Source organism: Chryseobacterium sp. SN22 (genome assembly GCF_008329705.1).
In the GTDB taxonomy this organism is placed as follows: domain Bacteria; phylum Bacteroidota; class Bacteroidia; order Flavobacteriales; family Weeksellaceae; genus Chryseobacterium.
Window position 1 is genome coordinate 215,710 of sequence record NZ_VTSX01000001.1, and the last position, 18,464, is coordinate 234,173.

Consider the following 18,464-nt stretch of genomic DNA (forward strand, 5'->3'; position numbering starts at 1 on the left):
TTGCTTTCTTGAAACAAGAAGATTAGAATTAAAACTCTGCATCAAAAATATCCCGCAGATTTTGCAGATTAACCAGATTTCTGTGCAGGAGCTTTTCAGAAAATAATGGTAACAAATTCAAGTAAACTGAACTCGGTTATTTCATCAAAGATCATCTTGCGTCTTTAAATTTTCCAACAACTTATAAAATGGTATGTGTAAAAACGCAAAATTTTTCCATTCTATATTCAGCTTATTAACTCTATGTTTCAAGAATCATTTTATCAGTTTACAAAACATGAATTTAAGTACATTAGCTTCAGATAAATTTTATTTGCACCTAAAAATTCTTGTAAAACACTTTGTAAAACATTTACAATGATTTGATTTTTAATTAAATAAAATTTTACGATCGAAATACATTTCCTTTACAATCTTTACAACAGTTCTGCTCCTAATTTTACCTCATCGAAAAAATTAATGTTATGAAAAAATTCATTTTACTCGTTGCGGTATCAGGCACGTTCATTATGTGTAAAAAAGGAGAAGCTGCAGCTTCAGATCTGGAACATACGATTCATTCGGCAGACAGCACGGTTTCTGAGGCATCTGAAGAACTAAACAGGGTAAGCGAAAAAGCTGATGCGGCTTTGGATTCTGCCAGTGTAAGAATCAAAGATTTTGAAAACACCAAAAATGAAGTGAAGGATAAAATCGAGAACACTTCAAACATGGTAGATTCCCTTTCGGAAAAAATTTCCCATGTTGCACTGGAATCCAAAACCGAAAAGAAAGATTCAACGAAAAAAGATCAGAAGATCGTCGTGAATGTTCCGGCTCCGAAAGTGATCCGGGAAACAAAAATAGTTTATAAAGACCAGCCTAAAAAGGTAAATACTGAACTGAATGTTTCGAAAAACAAACTGGTAAAAACAGGAATATTAGAAATTAATGTAAATGATGCTGAAACAGCGAAAGAGGTTGTAAAGGAAGAAGTTGCCAAATATGACGGGTTCATCCGGAGTGAAAATATTTCGGTAGGCAATGATGATAAAAAGACGGCTTATCTGAAAGTAAAGGTTCCGCTTCAGAAGTTTGATTACCTGATGAATGACCTGAGCTATAATCTGGGCGATGTAGAAAATAAAAGCATTGATGTTACCGGACAGGAAGTCGTAGAAAATACGATGTGCGACCTGGAAATTACCCTTTATGGTAAAGAAGGAAGTTATACGGAGAATAAAGAGCCGGAAACTTTCGGTGAAAAATCTTTCGCCGCCGTATTTTCAGGCTGGAATATCATCACTTCGATCTTCCTGTTCATCCTTCCGCTCTGGCCTTTGTTCGTACTGGGAGGAATCGGGTATTATTTTTATAAAAAGAGACCTAAAAACACAAATCATCATGATTCTCATTAACTGCGAAAGTCCATCCCTGTGATGGATTTTTTATGATTATCAGGCTAAACCCTGAAGAAAAAATCAGGTCAATCCGCTGGAAGAGGGAAGCTGAGGCTGGAAGTTTTTATTAGCATTACAGCCTATCGAATTTACTTAAACAGATAAGTTTTCCCGGCCGGTTCAGAACTACAGTGTCCCTTTGTATTAATATTATACTAATTTTTAAATCAAACTTATATTATTTTAATAATATTTTAATTGAAAATCCGTTTTCTGAAAAATTCTTATGCTTAATTTTACTTCGTTATCAGAAATAGAAACTGAAAATAATTTTAAATAAAATTTAACCTTCGGTGAAAATGACTATCCAATAGATAAAGCTGATCAAATTTGATTTTAAAATAAAAGATATATATTATTAATATTTTGTGGTTCGTGTGAATGTAAAAAGGCTCTCAAATCTGAGAGCCTTTTACTATTTTTGTATAATTAAGCAATTACTTTGCAATGCTTCTTGAGATAACGATCTTCTGGATCTCGGAAGTTCCTTCATAGATCTGGGTGATTTTCGCATCCCTCATCATTCTTTCCACATGGTATTCTTTCACATACCCGTATCCTCCGTGGATCTGTACAGCTTCAATTGTGGTATCCATAGCTACCTGAGAAGCGTAAAGCTTAGCCATCGCACCGCTTTCAGAAATATCTTTTCCGGCATCTTTTTCTACGGCCGCTTTGTAGCAAAGCATTCTTGCCGCCGTAATCTGGGTTGCCATATCTGCCAGCTTGAAAGCAATTGCCTGGTGGTTGATGATTTCCGTTCTGAAGGCTTTTCTCGTTTTTGCATATTTCAATGCCAGCTCGTATGCTCCTGAAGCAATTCCCAATGCCTGGGAGGCAATCCCGATTCTTCCGCCGTTCAATACGGCCATGGCAAAATTGAATCCGAACCCGTCTTCCCCGATTCTGTTTTCTTTCGGTACCTTTACGTTATTGAAGATCAAAGAATGCGTATCGCTTCCTCTGATTCCCAGTTTGTCTTCTTTGAGTCCGATCTCAAAACCTTCCCAGCCTCTTTCCACGATAAACGCGTTGATTCCTTTATGCTTTTTCTCAGGATCCGTCTGGGCGATCACGATATAGTACGTAGCCGTTCCACCATTCGTGATCCAGTTCTTGATTCCGTTTAACAAATAATAATCTCCTCTGTCTTCAGCGGTTGTTTTCTGTGAAGTTGCATCCGAACCCGCTTCAGGCTCCGATAATGCAAATGCTCCGATTACCTGTCCGCTTGCCAGTGGCGTAAGGTATTTCACCTTCTGCTCTTCGGAAGCAAATTTTTCAAGACCAGCACAAACCAATGAATTATTTACGGACATTACCACAGCGGCAGAAGCATCGATCTTAGCGATCTCCTCCATGGCCAAAACGTAAGAAACACTGTCCATTCCGGCACCTCCGTATTTAGGATCCACCATCATTCCCAAAAGACCCATTTCCCCCATTTTCTTTACCTGTTCGGCAGGAAACTTCTGGTCGCGGTCTCTCTCGATTACCTCCGGTAATAGTTCGTTCTGAGCAAAATCCCTTGCTGCCTGCTGAATCATCAGCTGTTCTTCTGATAAATTAAAGTCCATAAAAAAATAATAATTAGATGGTCGCTAATTTACACTTTTTGGCCAAATCTGAAAACAGAATGATAAATTAGAGTATGGCAATTAAAAACATTCATTTTTAAATATTCATCATATATAAGTTAAGTTTGAATTATTAAATATATTACGACATACATTTTATTAATTTCTAATTAACATTTATAATTTCCTCAATTAAAAAAAATTCTTATATTTAAAATTATTAAAATTATTAAAATTATATAATAAGAGTCATGGCAATCAAAAGATTATTCGATATACCACACTATGCTTTAGAGAAATATCCCAAGCAGGATATGTTTGTGACGAAGGATCATGGAGAGTGGAAAAAAACGTCTACGCAGGAATTCATTAATCAGGCCAACAAAATTTCAAGAGGACTTTTGAAGCTTGGGATAAAACCCGGTGATAAAATCGCTTTAATTACTACGAATTCGCGTACCGAATGGGCAATCATGGATTTGGGATTATCACAGATCGGCGTGGTTTCGGTTCCTGTATATCCGAATATTTCGCCTGAAGATTATGAATTTATCTTTAATAATGCAGAAATAAAATACTGCTTCGTTTCCGATAAGGAACTTCTGAGTAAAGTGGTGAAAGTAAAGCACAATATTCCATCATTACAGGGAATTTTTACCTTCGACAGCATTACCGGAGCAGCTAACTGGAAAGAAATTGTAGACCTTGGTGAAGACGATTCTACCCAGATTGAAGTGGAAGATCTGGCCAAAGCCATCAATTCCGAAGATCTGGCCACCATCATCTATACATCCGGAACTACCGGAAAACCGAAAGGGGTAATGCTTACCCATCACAATATCGTTTCCAACGTGCTGGGTTCCGTACCGAGAATTCCGAAGAAAAAAAGCCTGGACTATAAAGATACAAGGGTACTGAGTTTTCTGCCGATCTGCCATATTTTCGAGAGAATGCTTTTCTATCTTTTCCAGTACAACGGTTTTTCGATCTATTTCGCAGAAAGTATTGAAAAGATGGGTGAAAATGTAAAAGAAGTAAAACCTCACTATATGAGTGTCGTACCGAGGCTGGTGGAAAAAGTGTATGATAAGATCTATGCTACCGGTTCTTCTGCCGGAGGTCTGAAGCAGAAAATATTCTTCTGGGCACTGGATCTGATTTCCAAAAAGAAAACCATTTCCAAGCCATCGGGATTGAAGGAAATTATTGCCGATAAACTGGTATTTAAAAAATGGAGAGAAGGCCTTGGCGGTGAAATCGTTACCCTGGTTTCAGGATCAGCAGCCTTATCGACAAGACTAAACCTGATGTTCCAGAACGCCGGGATTCCGATTCTTGAAGGTTACGGGCTTACGGAAACTTCACCGGTAATCTCTGTGAACAGCTTTGAAAAAATAAAAATCGGAACGGTAGGTTTACCACTTGATAATCTTGACGTTAAGATTCAGGCAGACGGTGAAATTACGGTAAAGGGCCCTTCTGTTTTCAAAGGGTATTTTAAAAATGAAGAAATGTCCAAAGAAGCATTTACCGAAGAAGGCTATTTCAGGACCGGAGACATCGGACACCTCGACAGCGACGGTTTTTTACAGATTACCGACCGTAAAAAGGAAATGTTCAAAACATCAGGAGGAAAATATATCGCTCCGCAGACCATTGAAAACCAGGCAAAAGCTTCCAAATTTATCGAACAGATCATGGTGGTGGGTGACGGCGAGAAAATGCCCTGCGCACTTATCCAGCCCGATTTTGAGTTTGCCAAGAGCTGGGCTTCAAGAAACAACCTGAACATCGGTACTACCCCGCAGGAAATTGCAAAAAGTGCCGAACTGAAAAACCGGATCAAGAAAGAGATCGACGGCATCAATGAGCACCTCGGAAACTGGGAGCAGATTAAAAAAATCGAGCTGACCCCGGAAATCTGGGCAGTTGATACCGGACTCTTAACGCCTACGCTGAAGCTGAAGAGAAAAGCCATCAAAGAAAGATTCATGAGTCTTTACAATAAGATGTACGAACATCACGAATAAGATACAGCCGCTTCTTTTGAAGCGGTTTTCTTGTGATTGAAGAATATTTATACCTTAAGCTTTTTTTATGCTAAGCTTTGTAATATTATGATAACATCCGGGTTGCTATCCTGTAGGGATCCAACCGTAGTATCGGAATATCTTATAGAAAGATTCAGGCCTAGATTCTTACGGAATGACAATAAGAATATATCCTAAAAACAAAAAGCTGCTTCAATTGAAGCAGCTTTGTATTTTTAAATCGTAATTAAATTAGAACTTAATTACAGCATTCATTCTTTCGTTTTCTTCCATTACAAGTTCATCGTCCACAAGGATTTTACCGGAATGTTCATCGATAATGATTTTCTTTCTCTGTGCAATTTCCATCTGCTTCTGAGGCGGAATGGTGAAGAAAGACCCTTTCGGAGCCCCCCTTTCAAGACCTACCACGGCAAGACCGTTTGGAGAGTTGGTTCTGATTCTGTTGTAAGAAGCCAGTAATCTTTCGTCGATTTTACCAGCGTATTCTTTAGACTGCTCGATCAGGTATTCTTCTTCTTTCTGGGTTTCAGCGATAAGGCCTTCAAGCTCTTCTTTTTTGAACTTCAGGTGATTCTTCAGATCATCGATCTTGGAATTCAATTCATCCAAAGTTTCGTTTTTGTGAGCAATTTTAGCCCCGAATTCTTTGATTCTTTTTTCAGCAAGCTGGATCTCAAGTTCCTGATATTCCATCTCTTTGCTTAAAGCTTCAAATTCTTTATTGTTTCTTACGCTGTCCTGCTGAGATTTGTATTTTTCAATTAAAGTCTTTGCATGGTTGATCACTTCATGCTTCGTCTTGATCTGGTCGTCCTGATCTTTAATATCTGCATGAAACTTTTCAGCTCTTTTTTCAAGACCTTCGATTTCAATCTCAAGATCCTCTACTTCGATTGGCAATTCTCCTCTGGTATTTCGGATTTCGTCCAATCTGGAATCAATGATCTGCAAATCGTATAAAGCTCTTAATTTCTCTTCAACTGAAATATCGTTGGTTTTTGCCATATTCTAAATGAAATAATTTACCGGGTTTGTTCTCTCAATAGATTTTGAGATTGCAAATGTACTAAATTTTTGTGATAAAATTTCAAATAATTGTTGAGTTACAAATTGTTCTGATTCAAAATGCCCGATATCGCAGATCAGCATTTTAGATTCTGCAAGGAAAAAATCATGGTATTTGACATCCCCTGTAAGATAAGCATCACATTTTTTGGAAATTGCAGAGCGGATGCCGCTAGCCCCCGAGCCGCCCAATACGCCGACCCGCTTTATTTTCTTGTGATTGAAATCGGAATGCCGGATCATTTCCAATCCGAATTTTTCTTTAACGAATTTCAGGAAATCCTTCTCTTCCATCGGTTCTTCAAAATCGCCGTACATCCCAAGTCCGGAATACTGATTGGTATTGTCCAGGCTGTAGATCTGATGTGCTACTTCTTCATAAGGATGAGCGGTTTTCATGGCATTGACAATCTGCCCTTGTTTATAATCTTCAAAAATAACGGAAACCATGTCTTCATCAGCGTTTTCCCTTACATTTTGCTGTCCCGAAAAAGGATTTGAGCCTTCCACAGGCCTGAAAGTACCGTTTCCGTTAATGGTAAAACTGCATTCGTCATAGAAGCCTATGCTTCCTGCTCCGGCGTTGAAAAGTGCTTCTCTTACTTTATCCGAATATTCCTTCGGAACGAAAACCGTAAGCTGTCTGAGGTTATTTTTTTTAGGCTGTAAGATTTTCAGGTTTTTTAATCCCAGCTGATCACAGATCCCCCGGTTGACGCCGAAGAAATCATTATCAAAAGCCGTGTGTACCGCGTAAATAGCGATTTTATTTTCAATAGCCTTAATAACAGCTCTTTCCACATAATTTTTTCCGGTAAGCGATTTCAGTCCCGAAAAAATAATCGGGTGAAAACATACGATCAGGTTACAGTTCTTTAGGAGAGCCTCTTCCACCACCTGTTCCAGTGCATCGTGGCAGACCAGGATTCCGCTTACATCACGGTCCCAGGATCCGCACAGCAATCCTACGTTATCGAAATCTTCCGCCTGGCTTATTTTAATCCGTTCCTCAATTTTTGAAATTACCGTTTTCAGTTTCATGATTTAAAATTTGTAGTAAGGCGAAGATATTAAATTTTTATGGGAGAAATAATCCTTATAGCGGTTATTTCAGATCGGGAAAGATAAAGATAACTGATTTATATATGAAGAAAAAGTTTGTAAACACCACAGGGACCGGCTTTAAAAATTAATACCGGCAGGTTCATAAAGTTCCACATGAAAAATGATTAACTTCGTTATGATAAACAATAATTAAATGGAAAGGGAACATCAGCTGATTCCCGGAGATCAGCTCTGGAAAAGACACCTGTACAGGATTATCTACAGATCCGACACGAAGCTCGGGAAACTTTTTGATATCACACTGCTTATACTGATCCTTATCAGCACATTCATCATTATGATGGAAAGCATTCCGAAGCTGGATAAAAGATTTCATTATACTTTTATTATCCTGGAATGGATTATTTCCATATTTTTCTCGGCGGAATATTTTTCTCGGATTGCCGTCGTCAAAAATAAAAACTGTTATATTTTCAGTTTTTTCGGAATTATCGATTTTCTGGCTTTAGTGCCCTTTTACCTTAGCTTCCTGTTTCCGGTAACCAAATATTTCCTGATTTTCAGAATGCTGAGAATGCTGAGGGTATTCCGGGTTTTCAACCTCCTGGATTTCATGAACGACGGATCCGTTATTGTAAGGGCTTTAAAAAACAGTTCCAGGAAAATATACATCTTTCTCCTGTTTCTGATCATCTTCTCAGTAATTGTGGGTTCGCTGATGTTTATGGTAGAGGGCGGAAGACCGGGTTTTGAAACTATTCCGCAATCGATTTACTGGGCTGTGGTTACGGTAACAACGGTAGGATACGGTGACGTCTCTCCCATTACACCATTGGGAAAATTCTTTGCCGTAGTCCTGATGCTGGCCGGTTATTCGATCATTGCCGTACCTACGGGAATCGTAACGGCAGAAATGCGGAATAAGAGACAGAATCTTGAAAAAGTATGCGAACGGTGCGGAAATGAAGATATTGATGATGATGCGCGGTATTGCAAGCAGTGTGGCAAGAAATTAGCTTAGTACAAAACATCAGTAATCTATTAATTAAAATACTACGGAATCATGGAACCTAAAAAGAAAAATAAGCCGAATATGCTGGTCGTTGTACTGTTTTCGGCAATTGTATTAATGGTCGTTATCTACTTTATCCTTGTCACCTTCTTCCCTGCTGTTTTCTCGGGGCTCAGTACCGGTGATATCCAGCCTGTTAATGATAAGTAAACCCATCGGCTGATCACAGAGTGATTTTTTCTGAATCTGAACGAAATTTCAGATTTAAGGATAAGACTTAATTTTGAAAAAACCGAACCGGAACTTTTGTATTCATGCAAACTAAAACCGGGTTAATTTTTTTTTCAATCAGAATACATTAAACATAAAAAAGGCGGCCCCTGACAGAGGCCGCCTTACTTATGATAAAATCAATTTTATTTCTTAATCGCTTTAATGGTTTGTCTGGAACCGCCCTTCATTGAAAGCGTTACCAAATATACGCCCTGTTTCAGTTCCCCAAGATGAAGCTCCGAAGAAGGATTATCGATGGTCTTCAGCAATCTTCCCGAAAGATCAGAAACCCATACTGACTTTACATTGGAAATATCCGAGATGTTCAGGACTTTGCTGAAAGGATTCGGATACAGCTTCACCGTATTTTTAGGACTGGATTTTACGTCCGACGCCCCCAATGTTCCTTTGGTTATGCTAATGGTAAAAGGACCTTCAGCCTCATCTTCAGAATTGTTGTAATTCCCGACATTTACATAATAGGTATTTCCTGATAATGTAGGAACGGAAATGATTTCAGTTCCCCCTGATCCGCCATTATCCACATAGCCTTCGCAGACCAGCGATGAGCAGCTTCCGCTGAATACGCCTAGTGCAGCATCAAACTCGCTTCCGGCAGGCATCGTCACGGCAATATTGAATGTATCTCCGTCTCCTGTGAACTTAAACCATGTTCCGTCATTCATCGGATAGGTGCATGCTGCAACAAAGCCTCCGTTATTGGTAGCCCCTGCCCCGTCATTCTGCACATAGGTATAAGGCAAAGCTGTGGCTGTAATGGCTCCTGAGCAGTTATCATTTGCCGGAGGAGGAGGAAAAGTGCCCACACAGATGTTGAAGCCCTGGTTGGTGCCTGCCCCTGAATAGCTATACACCCTTACCCAATACGTCTGCCCGACGGTAAGGCCTGTCACCATGCCCGAAGCCGGATCGGAACAAAACACATTCGACAATGCCCCGCATCCTCCGCTAAATACCTGGAAGTACGTATCCGTATCATTAATGGTTCCGGCGGAAACAATATTAAGAAGGGATATTTTATGTCGGGTATCAGTTGCTGTAAATTTGTACCATACGTCATCATCCGCCGTACCGTAACAAGGAGCCGGATCAACATTGGAATCCGTTGCGCCCAGCGTATAACCGGCCGTTACCGTTCCGCAATTGAGATCCGGGTTTACCGTAAGCGTAGTGGCTGCAGCACATTCGTCATTAGCCGGTGCCGGCGGTACTGTGGTAAACATTCTCTCACTGCATCCCAAAGATTCTCCTCCTGAGCCTACTGCCGTTACTTTAAGGTAATAATTGGTGGATAATGCCAATGCTGCAGAAGGTGTGTAACTGTTGGTGGTTACCGGTAACTGATTGGCTATATTGGTTCCTCCGGGTGTTGTTCCGATGGAAACTTTATAACCGGTAGCCCCCGACACATTAACCCATGTTATTGTTGAACTCACAGGAATGTAGTTGGCATCGGCAGCAGGATAGATTACAAAAGGACATACTGGAACAGAATTTACAGATAATCCCTCAAGAGTAATAACGGACTTATAATCTGCTCTTGAAGCCGTCGCCGGCGGAGAAGCAGGATCCGGGTTTGTATAATCATTCCTGTACAAAAGCGTTGAATCCGGATAACCCGGATATACATACATCGCCTCCTGGCTGTTATTCGAATTAAATCCCGGCGAATTTTCTTTTGCCGCTACCACAAGATTGGAAGTATTGTTATACGCAAATGGTGTCGGCAAAGTAATGCTGATCACCCCGTTTACATTCGTTACAGCCCCTGAAAATACCTGAGTAAGCTGGGAAGACGGAATCCAATCCGAATCTGTTGTGAAAGAAGATTTCGTTGTCGTGCCCAGATAGACTACCCATTGCGAAGAATTCGTAATAACGGCTGACGGACTAAGATAAAACTTAAGCCCGGTAATATTCCCCGCCGCATTGGCATTGATTTCCTGCCTGGTAAAGATCTGCTGCACGTAAGAATAGCCGTAATAAGTACTTATCGGAGCAACTCCGACATCGGTGCTTCCTGCCCCAAGACTGATCTGTGCCGGAAGACTCATACTTAAAAATAATAAGCATGAAAGTAGAAATTTTGTCATAAATTATATAGTATATGTGTGATGGATACTAATTTAGCAATAATAAATCAATATGAAAACGAATTTTCATTTTATTATATAAAAAAAAGCGGCTAATTTCTAGCCGCTATATATTTAATTGGTCTGTCTTAAAATTTATCTTTTAATGGTTTTTATGGTTTGCTTGGAGCCGTCTTTCATTTCAAGAATCACCAGATACATTCCCTGTTTCAATTCTCCCAGATGAAGCTCGGAAGAAGGATTGGCTATGGTTTTTACCAGCCTTCCCGCAACATCCGTTACCAGAATGTTTTTCACATTGGAAATATCTGAGATATTCAGCACATCCGAGAATGGATTTGGATATGCTTTGATGCTGTTGCTTTTTACAGAAGTTTCGGAAGTTGCCAGATTGGGATTCAGCTGATAGGTAATATCATCTATAAGCACACTATTTGAAGGTACTCCTGTATGCTTGAATACAAGTCTGTTAACACCTGCAGGCACTCCTGTAATATCCAGTGAATAATTGTCTACAACGGCAGTACTGCTGGCAGTATAACTTCCCAACATTACAAAAGTAGAAGTATCGGCAGGATTTGTTAAATACCCGATCTGGACGATTCCTCCGGCAGTAAGGTTAGCCCTTCCTTTAAATTTAAGCGTATAGTTACCCGATTGTAAATTGGAAAGCTCAGGGGTAGCAGCCATACCGGTGGAAGTTCCTGTGGTATAAATATATAAGGCGTTCGGAGCACTTACTGCACTGCTGGCAGTAACGGCAGCATAGCTTGCAGTGGATCCTATACTGGTCCAACATACAGGAAGGCTTCCCGTAGCGGCAGTATCGAAGTTCTCATTTAATGTAGTTGTGGCAATGCATGATGTAGTGAAACTAACAGCACTTGACCACGGACTTGTTGTTGACGCACCGCAGTTAGACCTTACCCAAGCATAATACATCGTAGCAGGAGCCAGTCCGCTTATCGCCTGTGAATTCCCCGTGATACCCGATATATTCGGAGTAGCTGTACTTGTGAGTGCTGTACTTGAAGTGCTGTAGTACAACTGATATCCATTGCCGGGTGCATTTGCCGGAGCAGTCCAAGAGATTGTAGCTCCGCTGGAAGTAATACTGTTCGCCATCAATGATGTAGGTTCCGCACAAGCAGGAACTGCTTCCACCACAAAATCATCAATATGGAAATCGATATCCGGTGAAGTGGAACTCGTACTTGCTACGAAGGCAATTTTAACCGTTCCGCTATAGCCGGTAAGATTTACTGTTTCAGTCTGGCCCGCGCTTGAATAAGATCCTGCACCGGTATATGTTTTTAAAACATTGGCGTTGCTCCATGTGGCTCCACCATCAGTAGAAATAATCACCCGTACCAGATGTGTTCCAAGGGTAGTCTGTGAAGTTGTGCCCAGATAATTGGTAACAGCCATTTTGTATTTCACTCTGTAAGCACCTGCGGTGGTGCCTAAATTGATCGGTTGGGAAATCAGCCAGTCACCTGTATTGGTCCCGTATAGATTAATTCTAACCGCGGTGTTGCTCCCTGTGTTTCCGAAACCTGCCTCAGAGAGCCATTTATTGGTAACATAAGTCAGCGTAGAATTTGCCGCCACATCTCCTTTAGCCAAGTTCCAGCATGAAGGTACAAAAGAAGAGAAAGCCTGATTAGCTGTCGGCGCATTTTCTGCACCACATACAGTGGTGAAAGCCCTCTCACTGCAAGTTACTGAAGGCGTCGTTGCGGTATAGCCGCTAACCGAATAATAATATTTGGTTGATAAATTCAGAGGAGAAGAAAAAGTATAGGAAGTAACATTTCCAAGGTCTATGTTGTTAAAAACATCCGTTCCTCCTGCAGTAGTACCTACCCGCAATTTATAACTGGTTGCACCATTAACTGCTGTCCAGGTTATTGTAGGGGTAACACTTACATCCAGAGCACCTGCTGCAGGAACCGACACCGTAGGGCATAACGAAAGCGTAGCAAAATTAGCGGAACCGGACCACACGCCCTTGTCCGTGGCATTACAATTACCTCTTATCCAGTAATAATAAGTAGTACCCGGAGTAAGTCCGGCTATATTAGCTGTAACGATACCGGCAGCTGTTGAACCTGAAGGGGTAGCGTTACTGGCAGGGGCAGCGGAAGAGGTACTGTAGTAGTACTCGTATCCGCTGCCCGGAGGCGTTGTTGAAGCAGTCCAGCTGATCGTTGCTGTTTCCGGAGTAACTGCAGATGATGTAAGTCCGGTAACTGTACTGGCACAGTTGGCTAATGTTGTAAAAGACCCGCTTGTTGTATATCCGTTTCCTGTACCTGCTGCATTAGGAATATGAGAATATATGGACTGGACAGTACCGTTCAGAGCCTGTACCTGAACCTGATAGGTTGTATTTTGCGTCAGCCCCGCAAGTGTAACCGTAGGCGCTGAAACAGGATTCCCGCTGAAGTTTGTCCAGTCACAACTTCCCAAAACCCTGTACTGTACATTATAAGCAGCAGCGCCGGCAGGGGCTGCCCAGGTAAGTGTTGCCCCACTGTTTGTAACCCCTGTCGTAGCAGTAAAAGTTCTTACCGGCAGCTGGGTTCCCGGCATCCAGGTATACTTTAATCCTGTAGGGATTTTAACATTAACATTTGTAGTCCCGGAAAAAAGCATGGTACCAGAGGCAGTACCTGTTACCGCTTTCGACCAATCACATGTGGTTCCGGCGGGTACATTACTAATCATCAGGTTGTTAACATTGGAAGCATAAGTAACAGAATTTCCTCTGATCCCTACCTGGGGTATTGTTCCGGAAGTGGATGTAGTGCCGGGATTGGTATTGTTACCGTAAACAACATTGATCTCACCCGTTGCATATACCAAGTGAATCTGAAAATTTAATTTTTCAGAAGATCTGTTATAATAATTAGCATGATCTTTATACTGCACCACAAACTCTGTTCCCAGATCCTGATAGCGGATTTCAGGCGCAGCCGTTGCATTTGATGCCGTATCCGGCCCTGCATCTTGCGCAAAAGCAGAAACCGCACCTAAAGTACCCGTATCCAGAGTTGACAATGGTGTATAGGTATAAGTTAAAGGTGCTGCACCAAAAGTTATAAATCCATTGGTACTAATGTAGCATGTTGTAACTGTAGTTCCGCCAAACGGAAAAGGCGAACTCAGGGTAATTGCGGAAGAAACGGAATCATCATAACTTCCTGAAGCAAAAACACTCCCCCCCGTTAGAGGGGTATACGCAGTACCTGTACTCTTAGTAAAAGAATAGCCGGCAATGTTGGTTTGCGCGGACAGCCCTGTTCCCAAAGCCATCAAACACGTTAGTAAAATTTTTTTCATTCTGAGTAAATTAAATTAGTAAGATAAAGCTAGTAATAATTTTTTAAACAAAAATCATAAATAAATATATAAAAGTGAATTTTAATTATTTATTAAGCTTTTATTTTAAATATAATTCAATATTTGTCACATATTAATGAATATATAATAATTAAATTTATATTGTAATATATTGTGAATTAAACAGTTATATATTTGTCACAAATTATTGATTTACAGAGTATAATAACTATATGGTGAAAAATTAAGTCAAAAAAAATAGCGGCAAAATTGCCGCTATTTCGATTATTAAAATAATCTATTGGAAAATTATTTTTTGATGGTTTTAATCGTTTGTTTGGAACCGTCTTTCATTTCCAGGGTTATCAGATACATTCCCTGTTTCAATTCTCCCAGATGAAGCACTGAAGAAGGATTGGCTATGGTTTTTACCAGTCTTCCCGCAACATCCGTTACCAGGACATTTTTCACGTTGATAATATCGGAAATGTTCAGAATGTCGGAGAATGGGTTTGGATACACCTTAATATTCTCGCTGCTTTTGGTAACATCGGAAGTTCCCAGACAAGCTGACCCATCTGCCGTGGCCACAACTGCCTGCCTTGCTGATTGACAACCTGTATTGAATTTAAAGTTGTAAAAGCACATATAATAAGCAGGATCAAACCCATTACCTGTAATATTGGCAACCGAAGAAATATAAGGATACGTTGCTCCTGAAATATTTCTGGACAAGCCTGAAGAAGGAAGTGTAGGATATAAGGTATAGCTTCCCGCAGGCAATTCCACATCAATAGCAATGGTTTGTGCGGTTGCGCCGCCACTTACATTGGTTGTGAACGGGATAGTGGCTATTGCAGTACCCGCACCGCCCGACTGAGATCCGCTTACAATTTTAATGGAACCGGTCTGGCCGCTTGTAACAGGGAAGATATCTACCGACTTTAATGTAGCAGTTGCCGTAGTGGTATAATACACTCCCCACGCAATAGTCTGAGCTCCGATAGTTCCTCCATGAGCAGCAGGAGAAACAGGACCGACACTAGAATCCGCATCTGTTCTTGCACCAACATAATAAGTGGTTGTTGCTGTAAGAGCCGGAGTGGTATAAGAACCTCCTGTTGCCAGAAGATTTCCACCTGTCGCGCTGTCGTACCAGTTGATGGCAGCTCCGGAAGAAGCTGTAGCATTAAGGGTAGCCGTGCTTCCCGGACAAACGGTAGCTCCGTTTGTTGAAAGAATTGCAGGTGGCTGACAAAGTGTCGCAAATGAAGCGCTGGCTGACCATAAACTTCTGTCCGTACCAATACATACGGATCTTACCCATACATAATAAGTCGTTGAGGGTAACAGACCCGCTAAAACTTTTGATGTCGCAGCAGAAGTAGTGGAATTGGTTGAGTTCAGAACAACGTTTGCAGCAGGATCGGTACTTGATGTACTGTAATAAATCTCATATCCATTTGCCGGAGCAGATGATGGAGCAGTCCATGCAAGACTGGCTCCTGAAGGCGTAGGTGATGAAGCCGTTAAGCCACTGGCCTCAAGACAGGTTGGTATTACTTCATAATTTACGTCATCAATCAATACAGCATTTGAAGGAGAACCGGTATGTCTGAAGGCCAATACCTGATTTCCTGCAGGGACATTTATATTACTCAGAATAAAGGTATCCGGAACCGTAATACTTGTTGTAGTATAAGTGGCAAGACTCACAAAAGTGGAAGCCGTTGCAGGGTCGGTAAGATATCCTACTTCAATTTTTCCACCAACCGTAGAGGATGATCTTGCTTTGAATCTTAATCTGTAGTTTCCTGTAGAGAGCGTACTTACCGGACGCATTTTCACAACTGCAAGAGAGGTAGCGGATGAAGAAAGCATACTTAATGCGTTCGGGCCGGATATTGCTGTACTTGCCATTATACTTACTGTACCGGCTGTTCCTACTTTCCCCCAACAAGGCGGCCAGCTGCTTGTAGCAACACCGTCGAAATTTTCTGAGAATGCAGATATTGCCGAACAAACTGTTGTAAAGCTTCTCTCGGTACAGTTTAAAGAATTTTGGGTAGCCGTATAAGCACCTACTGACCAATAATACAGAGTACTATTTGTAAGAGCAACAGGTAAAGTATATGTAGTAACGTTACCCACATCAATATTGTTCAGTACATCATTTCCACCGGGAGTTGTTCCTATTCTCAGTTTGTAGCCGGTAACGGCAGTAGATGCAGAAGCCGTCCATGTAAAGGTTGGGTTTAAGGATACTTCTACAGCAGATGCGGCCGGCGCAGATAAAACAGGGCAGATGGAAAGTGTTGTAAAAGTTCTTTCCGAACATCCTGTAGAAGCCTGAGTAGCATTATAGGAATTTACGGTATAATAGTATTTTGTATTATAAGCCAGCGCATTCGGCAATGTATAAGTAAGTACATTACCTACATCAAAACTATTTAGAACATCCGTTCCTCCGCTGGTAGTACCGACTGTCACTCTGTAACCTGTAGCATCAGAATTGGCAGCCCAGGTAAAGGTAGGTGTCAAGGAAACTCCTGTAGCCGAAGAAGCAGGAGCAGAGACCGTCGGGCAGAATGTCTTTGTCACAAAAGAAGATCCTGGAACCCACAGACTCTGATCGGAAGACGAACAACGCGATCTCACCCAAAGATAATAAGTGGTGTTCGGCGTCAGATTCGTTAAGGTATAGCTTAAACCTGTTGTACCTATCACATTTGGTATTGTTGTACCTGTAGGAGCAGTATTGGTTGTGCTGTAATAAATATCGAATGCCGGAGCAGGATTGGTCATTGTCCAGCTGACAGGCACAGTTGTAGCCGTGGTTGTTCCGGCAGTCACGGTATCCGGAAGCATACAGCTTACATTTGTAATATTTACGTTATCTACATAAATATCATTACTCCCGTTATCCCCTGTTGCCATAAATCTTACGATAGCTGTCGGACTGCTGGCATTAAGATCAACATATTTTGTAGTCCATGATGCAGAAATCCCCTGAGTGGTTCCTACCTGATTAAAAGTAATTCCACCATCGGTAGAAACCATGATTTTAAGGACATCTGTTCCTGATGTATTCTGGTAATCATAGCTTAGCTGCCTCGTTCCCGTACCTGTAGAAAGATTGATATATAGGTCCATATATCCGGAAGCATTAATTGTATTATAGGAATGGAATCTTGCAGTAGGTGCTATACCCGGCGCAGCAACAGTAGCAGTTCCAAGTACACCGGTCCATCCTGACGAACTTGAAAAACCACCAGCATTGATATCACTCGCCCTCCATGAGTTATCTCCTCTTGAAGGCCAGGTTCTCCAGTAGGCTATACCCGGAAGGTCACCTGTTGAATTTCCGTTTACCCAGCTGCTGAAAGTTTCCGTAAAAGGAAGAGATGCATAACTCGTAGGCGGCGTGATCCAGGTGCCTGGAAAATAATTAAAAGTAAGGCCGGACGCCGGAACCGTAGCCGCATTGGTAATTCCCAATGTAACGGCAGATGATGAACCTGTTCCTATAGCCGTAGCTGTCCAGTCAATACCTGTCCTGTTGTTGGTATCGGAACTTTCAGCTCCCCTGATTCCTACCTGTCCGTCCAGTGTGGCCGAACCGGAAACACAGTTTCCATAGACGATACTAACGCTGTTGGAAACCATATCAAACTGAATCTGGAAATTAAGAAGTTGTGCAGCGGATGCAGAACTTCCCTGCAGATCCGTAAACTGTACAATAAACTTGGAACCTATCGTCTCATAAGCAATCTCCGAAGTCGTTGTATTTGCATTTTTCAAATTCGCGGCAAAACCGGCAAATGCTCCTTCGTAAGGCGCTGTGGTATCCGTGGAAAGCCCAGTGTATGTAGCCGCCAGTGGCGGAGATCCAAACGTTACAAAACCATTGTTGCTGAGATATACACTGTTATACGATCTGCCGTTGAATTTAAAAACCGACGGTAAATTAATAGCTGCGGAAACCGCATCGGTTCCAAGAGTTGCTCCGGCCTGCCAGACCGTTCTGTTGGAGGACAGCGGCATATAGGTTCCGCTTGTCTGTGTAAATCCGTACCCGTTATTGGTATTGGGATTTGTAGCTTGTGGTGGCCCTACCTGAGCGGATGTCGACACACCGAAGGCAAGCACGCACGCCAGTAAAAGTTTTTTCATTAATAAGCAAATTAAATTAGGGTTGCTAATATATAAATAAACTTACGATTAAAGTTAAAATATTATAAAAAAATATTACATTATCAAATAATACGTTAAAAAAATTAATAAAATCAAACAAATATTTATTTCTATTATGTAAGCTTCAATTGAAAACGAATACATAAATTATTCATTATTAATATTTTATAAAAAATTACATTTTTAATGAAATAAATAATGCTATAAGTTTAACATAATAATGTTTTTATAATAAATTCGTTAAATTTTAAATGAAACAGAAGAACTAGTGTGAAAACCTACAGCAAAATTATATCTGCAATTTTTTAAGTAAACGAATTAAAAAA

Annotated in this window: 10 protein-coding genes; 4 read left to right on the forward strand and 6 right to left on the reverse strand. The window is 41.0% G+C overall.

The window, feature by feature from the left end; all coding sequences use genetic code 11:
- Positions 1–464: 464 nt before the first annotated feature.
- Positions 465–1,397, forward strand: coding sequence for a DUF4349 domain-containing protein (locus tag FY557_RS00960; RefSeq protein WP_149245422.1), 933 nt, complete (start codon positions 465–467; stop codon positions 1,395–1,397).
- A gap of 479 nt (positions 1,398–1,876) precedes the next feature.
- On the opposite strand, the gene FY557_RS00965 is transcribed toward FY557_RS00960, so the two are convergent.
- Positions 1,877–3,016, reverse strand: a complete 1,140-nt coding sequence (locus tag FY557_RS00965; protein WP_149245423.1) for an acyl-CoA dehydrogenase — start codon at positions 3,014–3,016, stop codon at positions 1,877–1,879.
- A 251-nt stretch (positions 3,017–3,267) separates the two neighbouring features.
- Between FY557_RS00965 and FY557_RS00970 the strand changes: the two genes are divergently transcribed.
- Positions 3,268–5,046: an AMP-dependent synthetase/ligase gene (locus FY557_RS00970; protein WP_149245424.1), complete on the forward strand. Its 1,779-nt coding sequence runs from the start codon at positions 3,268–3,270 to the stop codon at positions 5,044–5,046.
- Between the two features lie 252 nt (positions 5,047–5,298).
- On the opposite strand, the gene FY557_RS00975 is transcribed toward FY557_RS00970, so the two are convergent.
- Both FY557_RS00975 and FY557_RS00980 read right to left on the reverse strand, forming a co-directional pair.
- On the reverse strand, positions 5,299–6,075 hold the full coding sequence (locus tag FY557_RS00975; RefSeq protein ID WP_149245425.1) for a zinc ribbon domain-containing protein: 777 nt from the start codon (positions 6,073–6,075) through the stop codon (positions 5,299–5,301).
- 3 nt (positions 6,076–6,078) lie between these two features.
- Positions 6,079–7,176, reverse strand: a complete 1,098-nt coding sequence (locus FY557_RS00980; protein ID WP_149245426.1) for a Nif3-like dinuclear metal center hexameric protein — start codon at positions 7,174–7,176, stop codon at positions 6,079–6,081.
- A gap of 217 nt (positions 7,177–7,393) precedes the next feature.
- Here FY557_RS00980 and FY557_RS00985 point away from each other — a divergent pair, with 217 nt between their 5' ends.
- Together FY557_RS00985 and FY557_RS19990 are read left to right on the forward strand one after the other, a co-directional pair.
- Entirely contained in the window at positions 7,394–8,221 is an 828-nt protein-coding gene (locus FY557_RS00985; RefSeq protein ID WP_149245427.1) for an ion transporter, read from the forward strand.
- A gap of 42 nt (positions 8,222–8,263) precedes the next feature.
- Positions 8,264–8,422 carry a hypothetical protein gene (locus tag FY557_RS19990; RefSeq protein WP_185151620.1) on the forward strand — a complete coding sequence of 53 codons (159 nt, stop codon included), beginning with the start codon at positions 8,264–8,266 and terminating at the stop codon, positions 8,420–8,422.
- A gap of 206 nt (positions 8,423–8,628) precedes the next feature.
- Here the strand turns inward: FY557_RS19990 and FY557_RS00990 are convergent, their stop codons facing one another.
- The 3 genes from FY557_RS00990 to FY557_RS01000 form a co-directional block, all read right to left on the reverse strand.
- The gene (locus FY557_RS00990; RefSeq protein ID WP_149245428.1) at positions 8,629–10,599 is read right to left on the reverse strand and encodes a T9SS type A sorting domain-containing protein; all 1,971 of its coding nucleotides are present in this window, start codon (positions 10,597–10,599) and stop codon (positions 8,629–8,631) included.
- A 135-nt stretch (positions 10,600–10,734) separates the two neighbouring features.
- Positions 10,735–13,944 carry a fibronectin type III domain-containing protein gene (locus FY557_RS00995; RefSeq protein WP_149245429.1) on the reverse strand — a complete coding sequence of 1,070 codons (3,210 nt, stop codon included), beginning with the start codon at positions 13,942–13,944 and terminating at the stop codon, positions 10,735–10,737.
- A 309-nt stretch (positions 13,945–14,253) separates the two neighbouring features.
- Positions 14,254–18,117, reverse strand: a complete 3,864-nt coding sequence (locus FY557_RS01000; RefSeq protein ID WP_149245430.1) for a fibronectin type III domain-containing protein — start codon at positions 18,115–18,117, stop codon at positions 14,254–14,256.
- Positions 18,118–18,464: the final 347 nt, after the last annotated feature.

Excerpts from the sequence above, each read along its gene's own strand:
- FY557_RS00960 (WP_149245422.1), top strand. The coding sequence starts at position 465 with ATGAAAAAATTCATTTTACTCGTTGCGGTATCAGGCACGTTCATTATG.
- FY557_RS00965 (WP_149245423.1), bottom strand. The coding sequence starts at position 3,016 with ATGGACTTTAATTTATCAGAAGAACAGCTGATGATTCAGCAGGCAGCA.
- FY557_RS00970 (WP_149245424.1), top strand. The coding sequence starts at position 3,268 with ATGGCAATCAAAAGATTATTCGATATACCACACTATGCTTTAGAGAAA.
- FY557_RS00975 (WP_149245425.1), bottom strand. The coding sequence starts at position 6,075 with ATGGCAAAAACCAACGATATTTCAGTTGAAGAGAAATTAAGAGCTTTA.
- FY557_RS00980 (WP_149245426.1), bottom strand. The coding sequence starts at position 7,176 with ATGAAACTGAAAACGGTAATTTCAAAAATTGAGGAACGGATTAAAATA.
- FY557_RS00985 (WP_149245427.1), top strand. The coding sequence starts at position 7,394 with ATGGAAAGGGAACATCAGCTGATTCCCGGAGATCAGCTCTGGAAAAGA.
- FY557_RS19990 (WP_185151620.1), top strand. The coding sequence starts at position 8,264 with ATGGAACCTAAAAAGAAAAATAAGCCGAATATGCTGGTCGTTGTACTG.
- FY557_RS00990 (WP_149245428.1), bottom strand. The coding sequence starts at position 10,599 with ATGACAAAATTTCTACTTTCATGCTTATTATTTTTAAGTATGAGTCTT.
- FY557_RS00995 (WP_149245429.1), bottom strand. The coding sequence starts at position 13,944 with ATGAAAAAAATTTTACTAACGTGTTTGATGGCTTTGGGAACAGGGCTG.
- FY557_RS01000 (WP_149245430.1), bottom strand. The coding sequence starts at position 18,117 with ATGAAAAAACTTTTACTGGCGTGCGTGCTTGCCTTCGGTGTGTCGACA.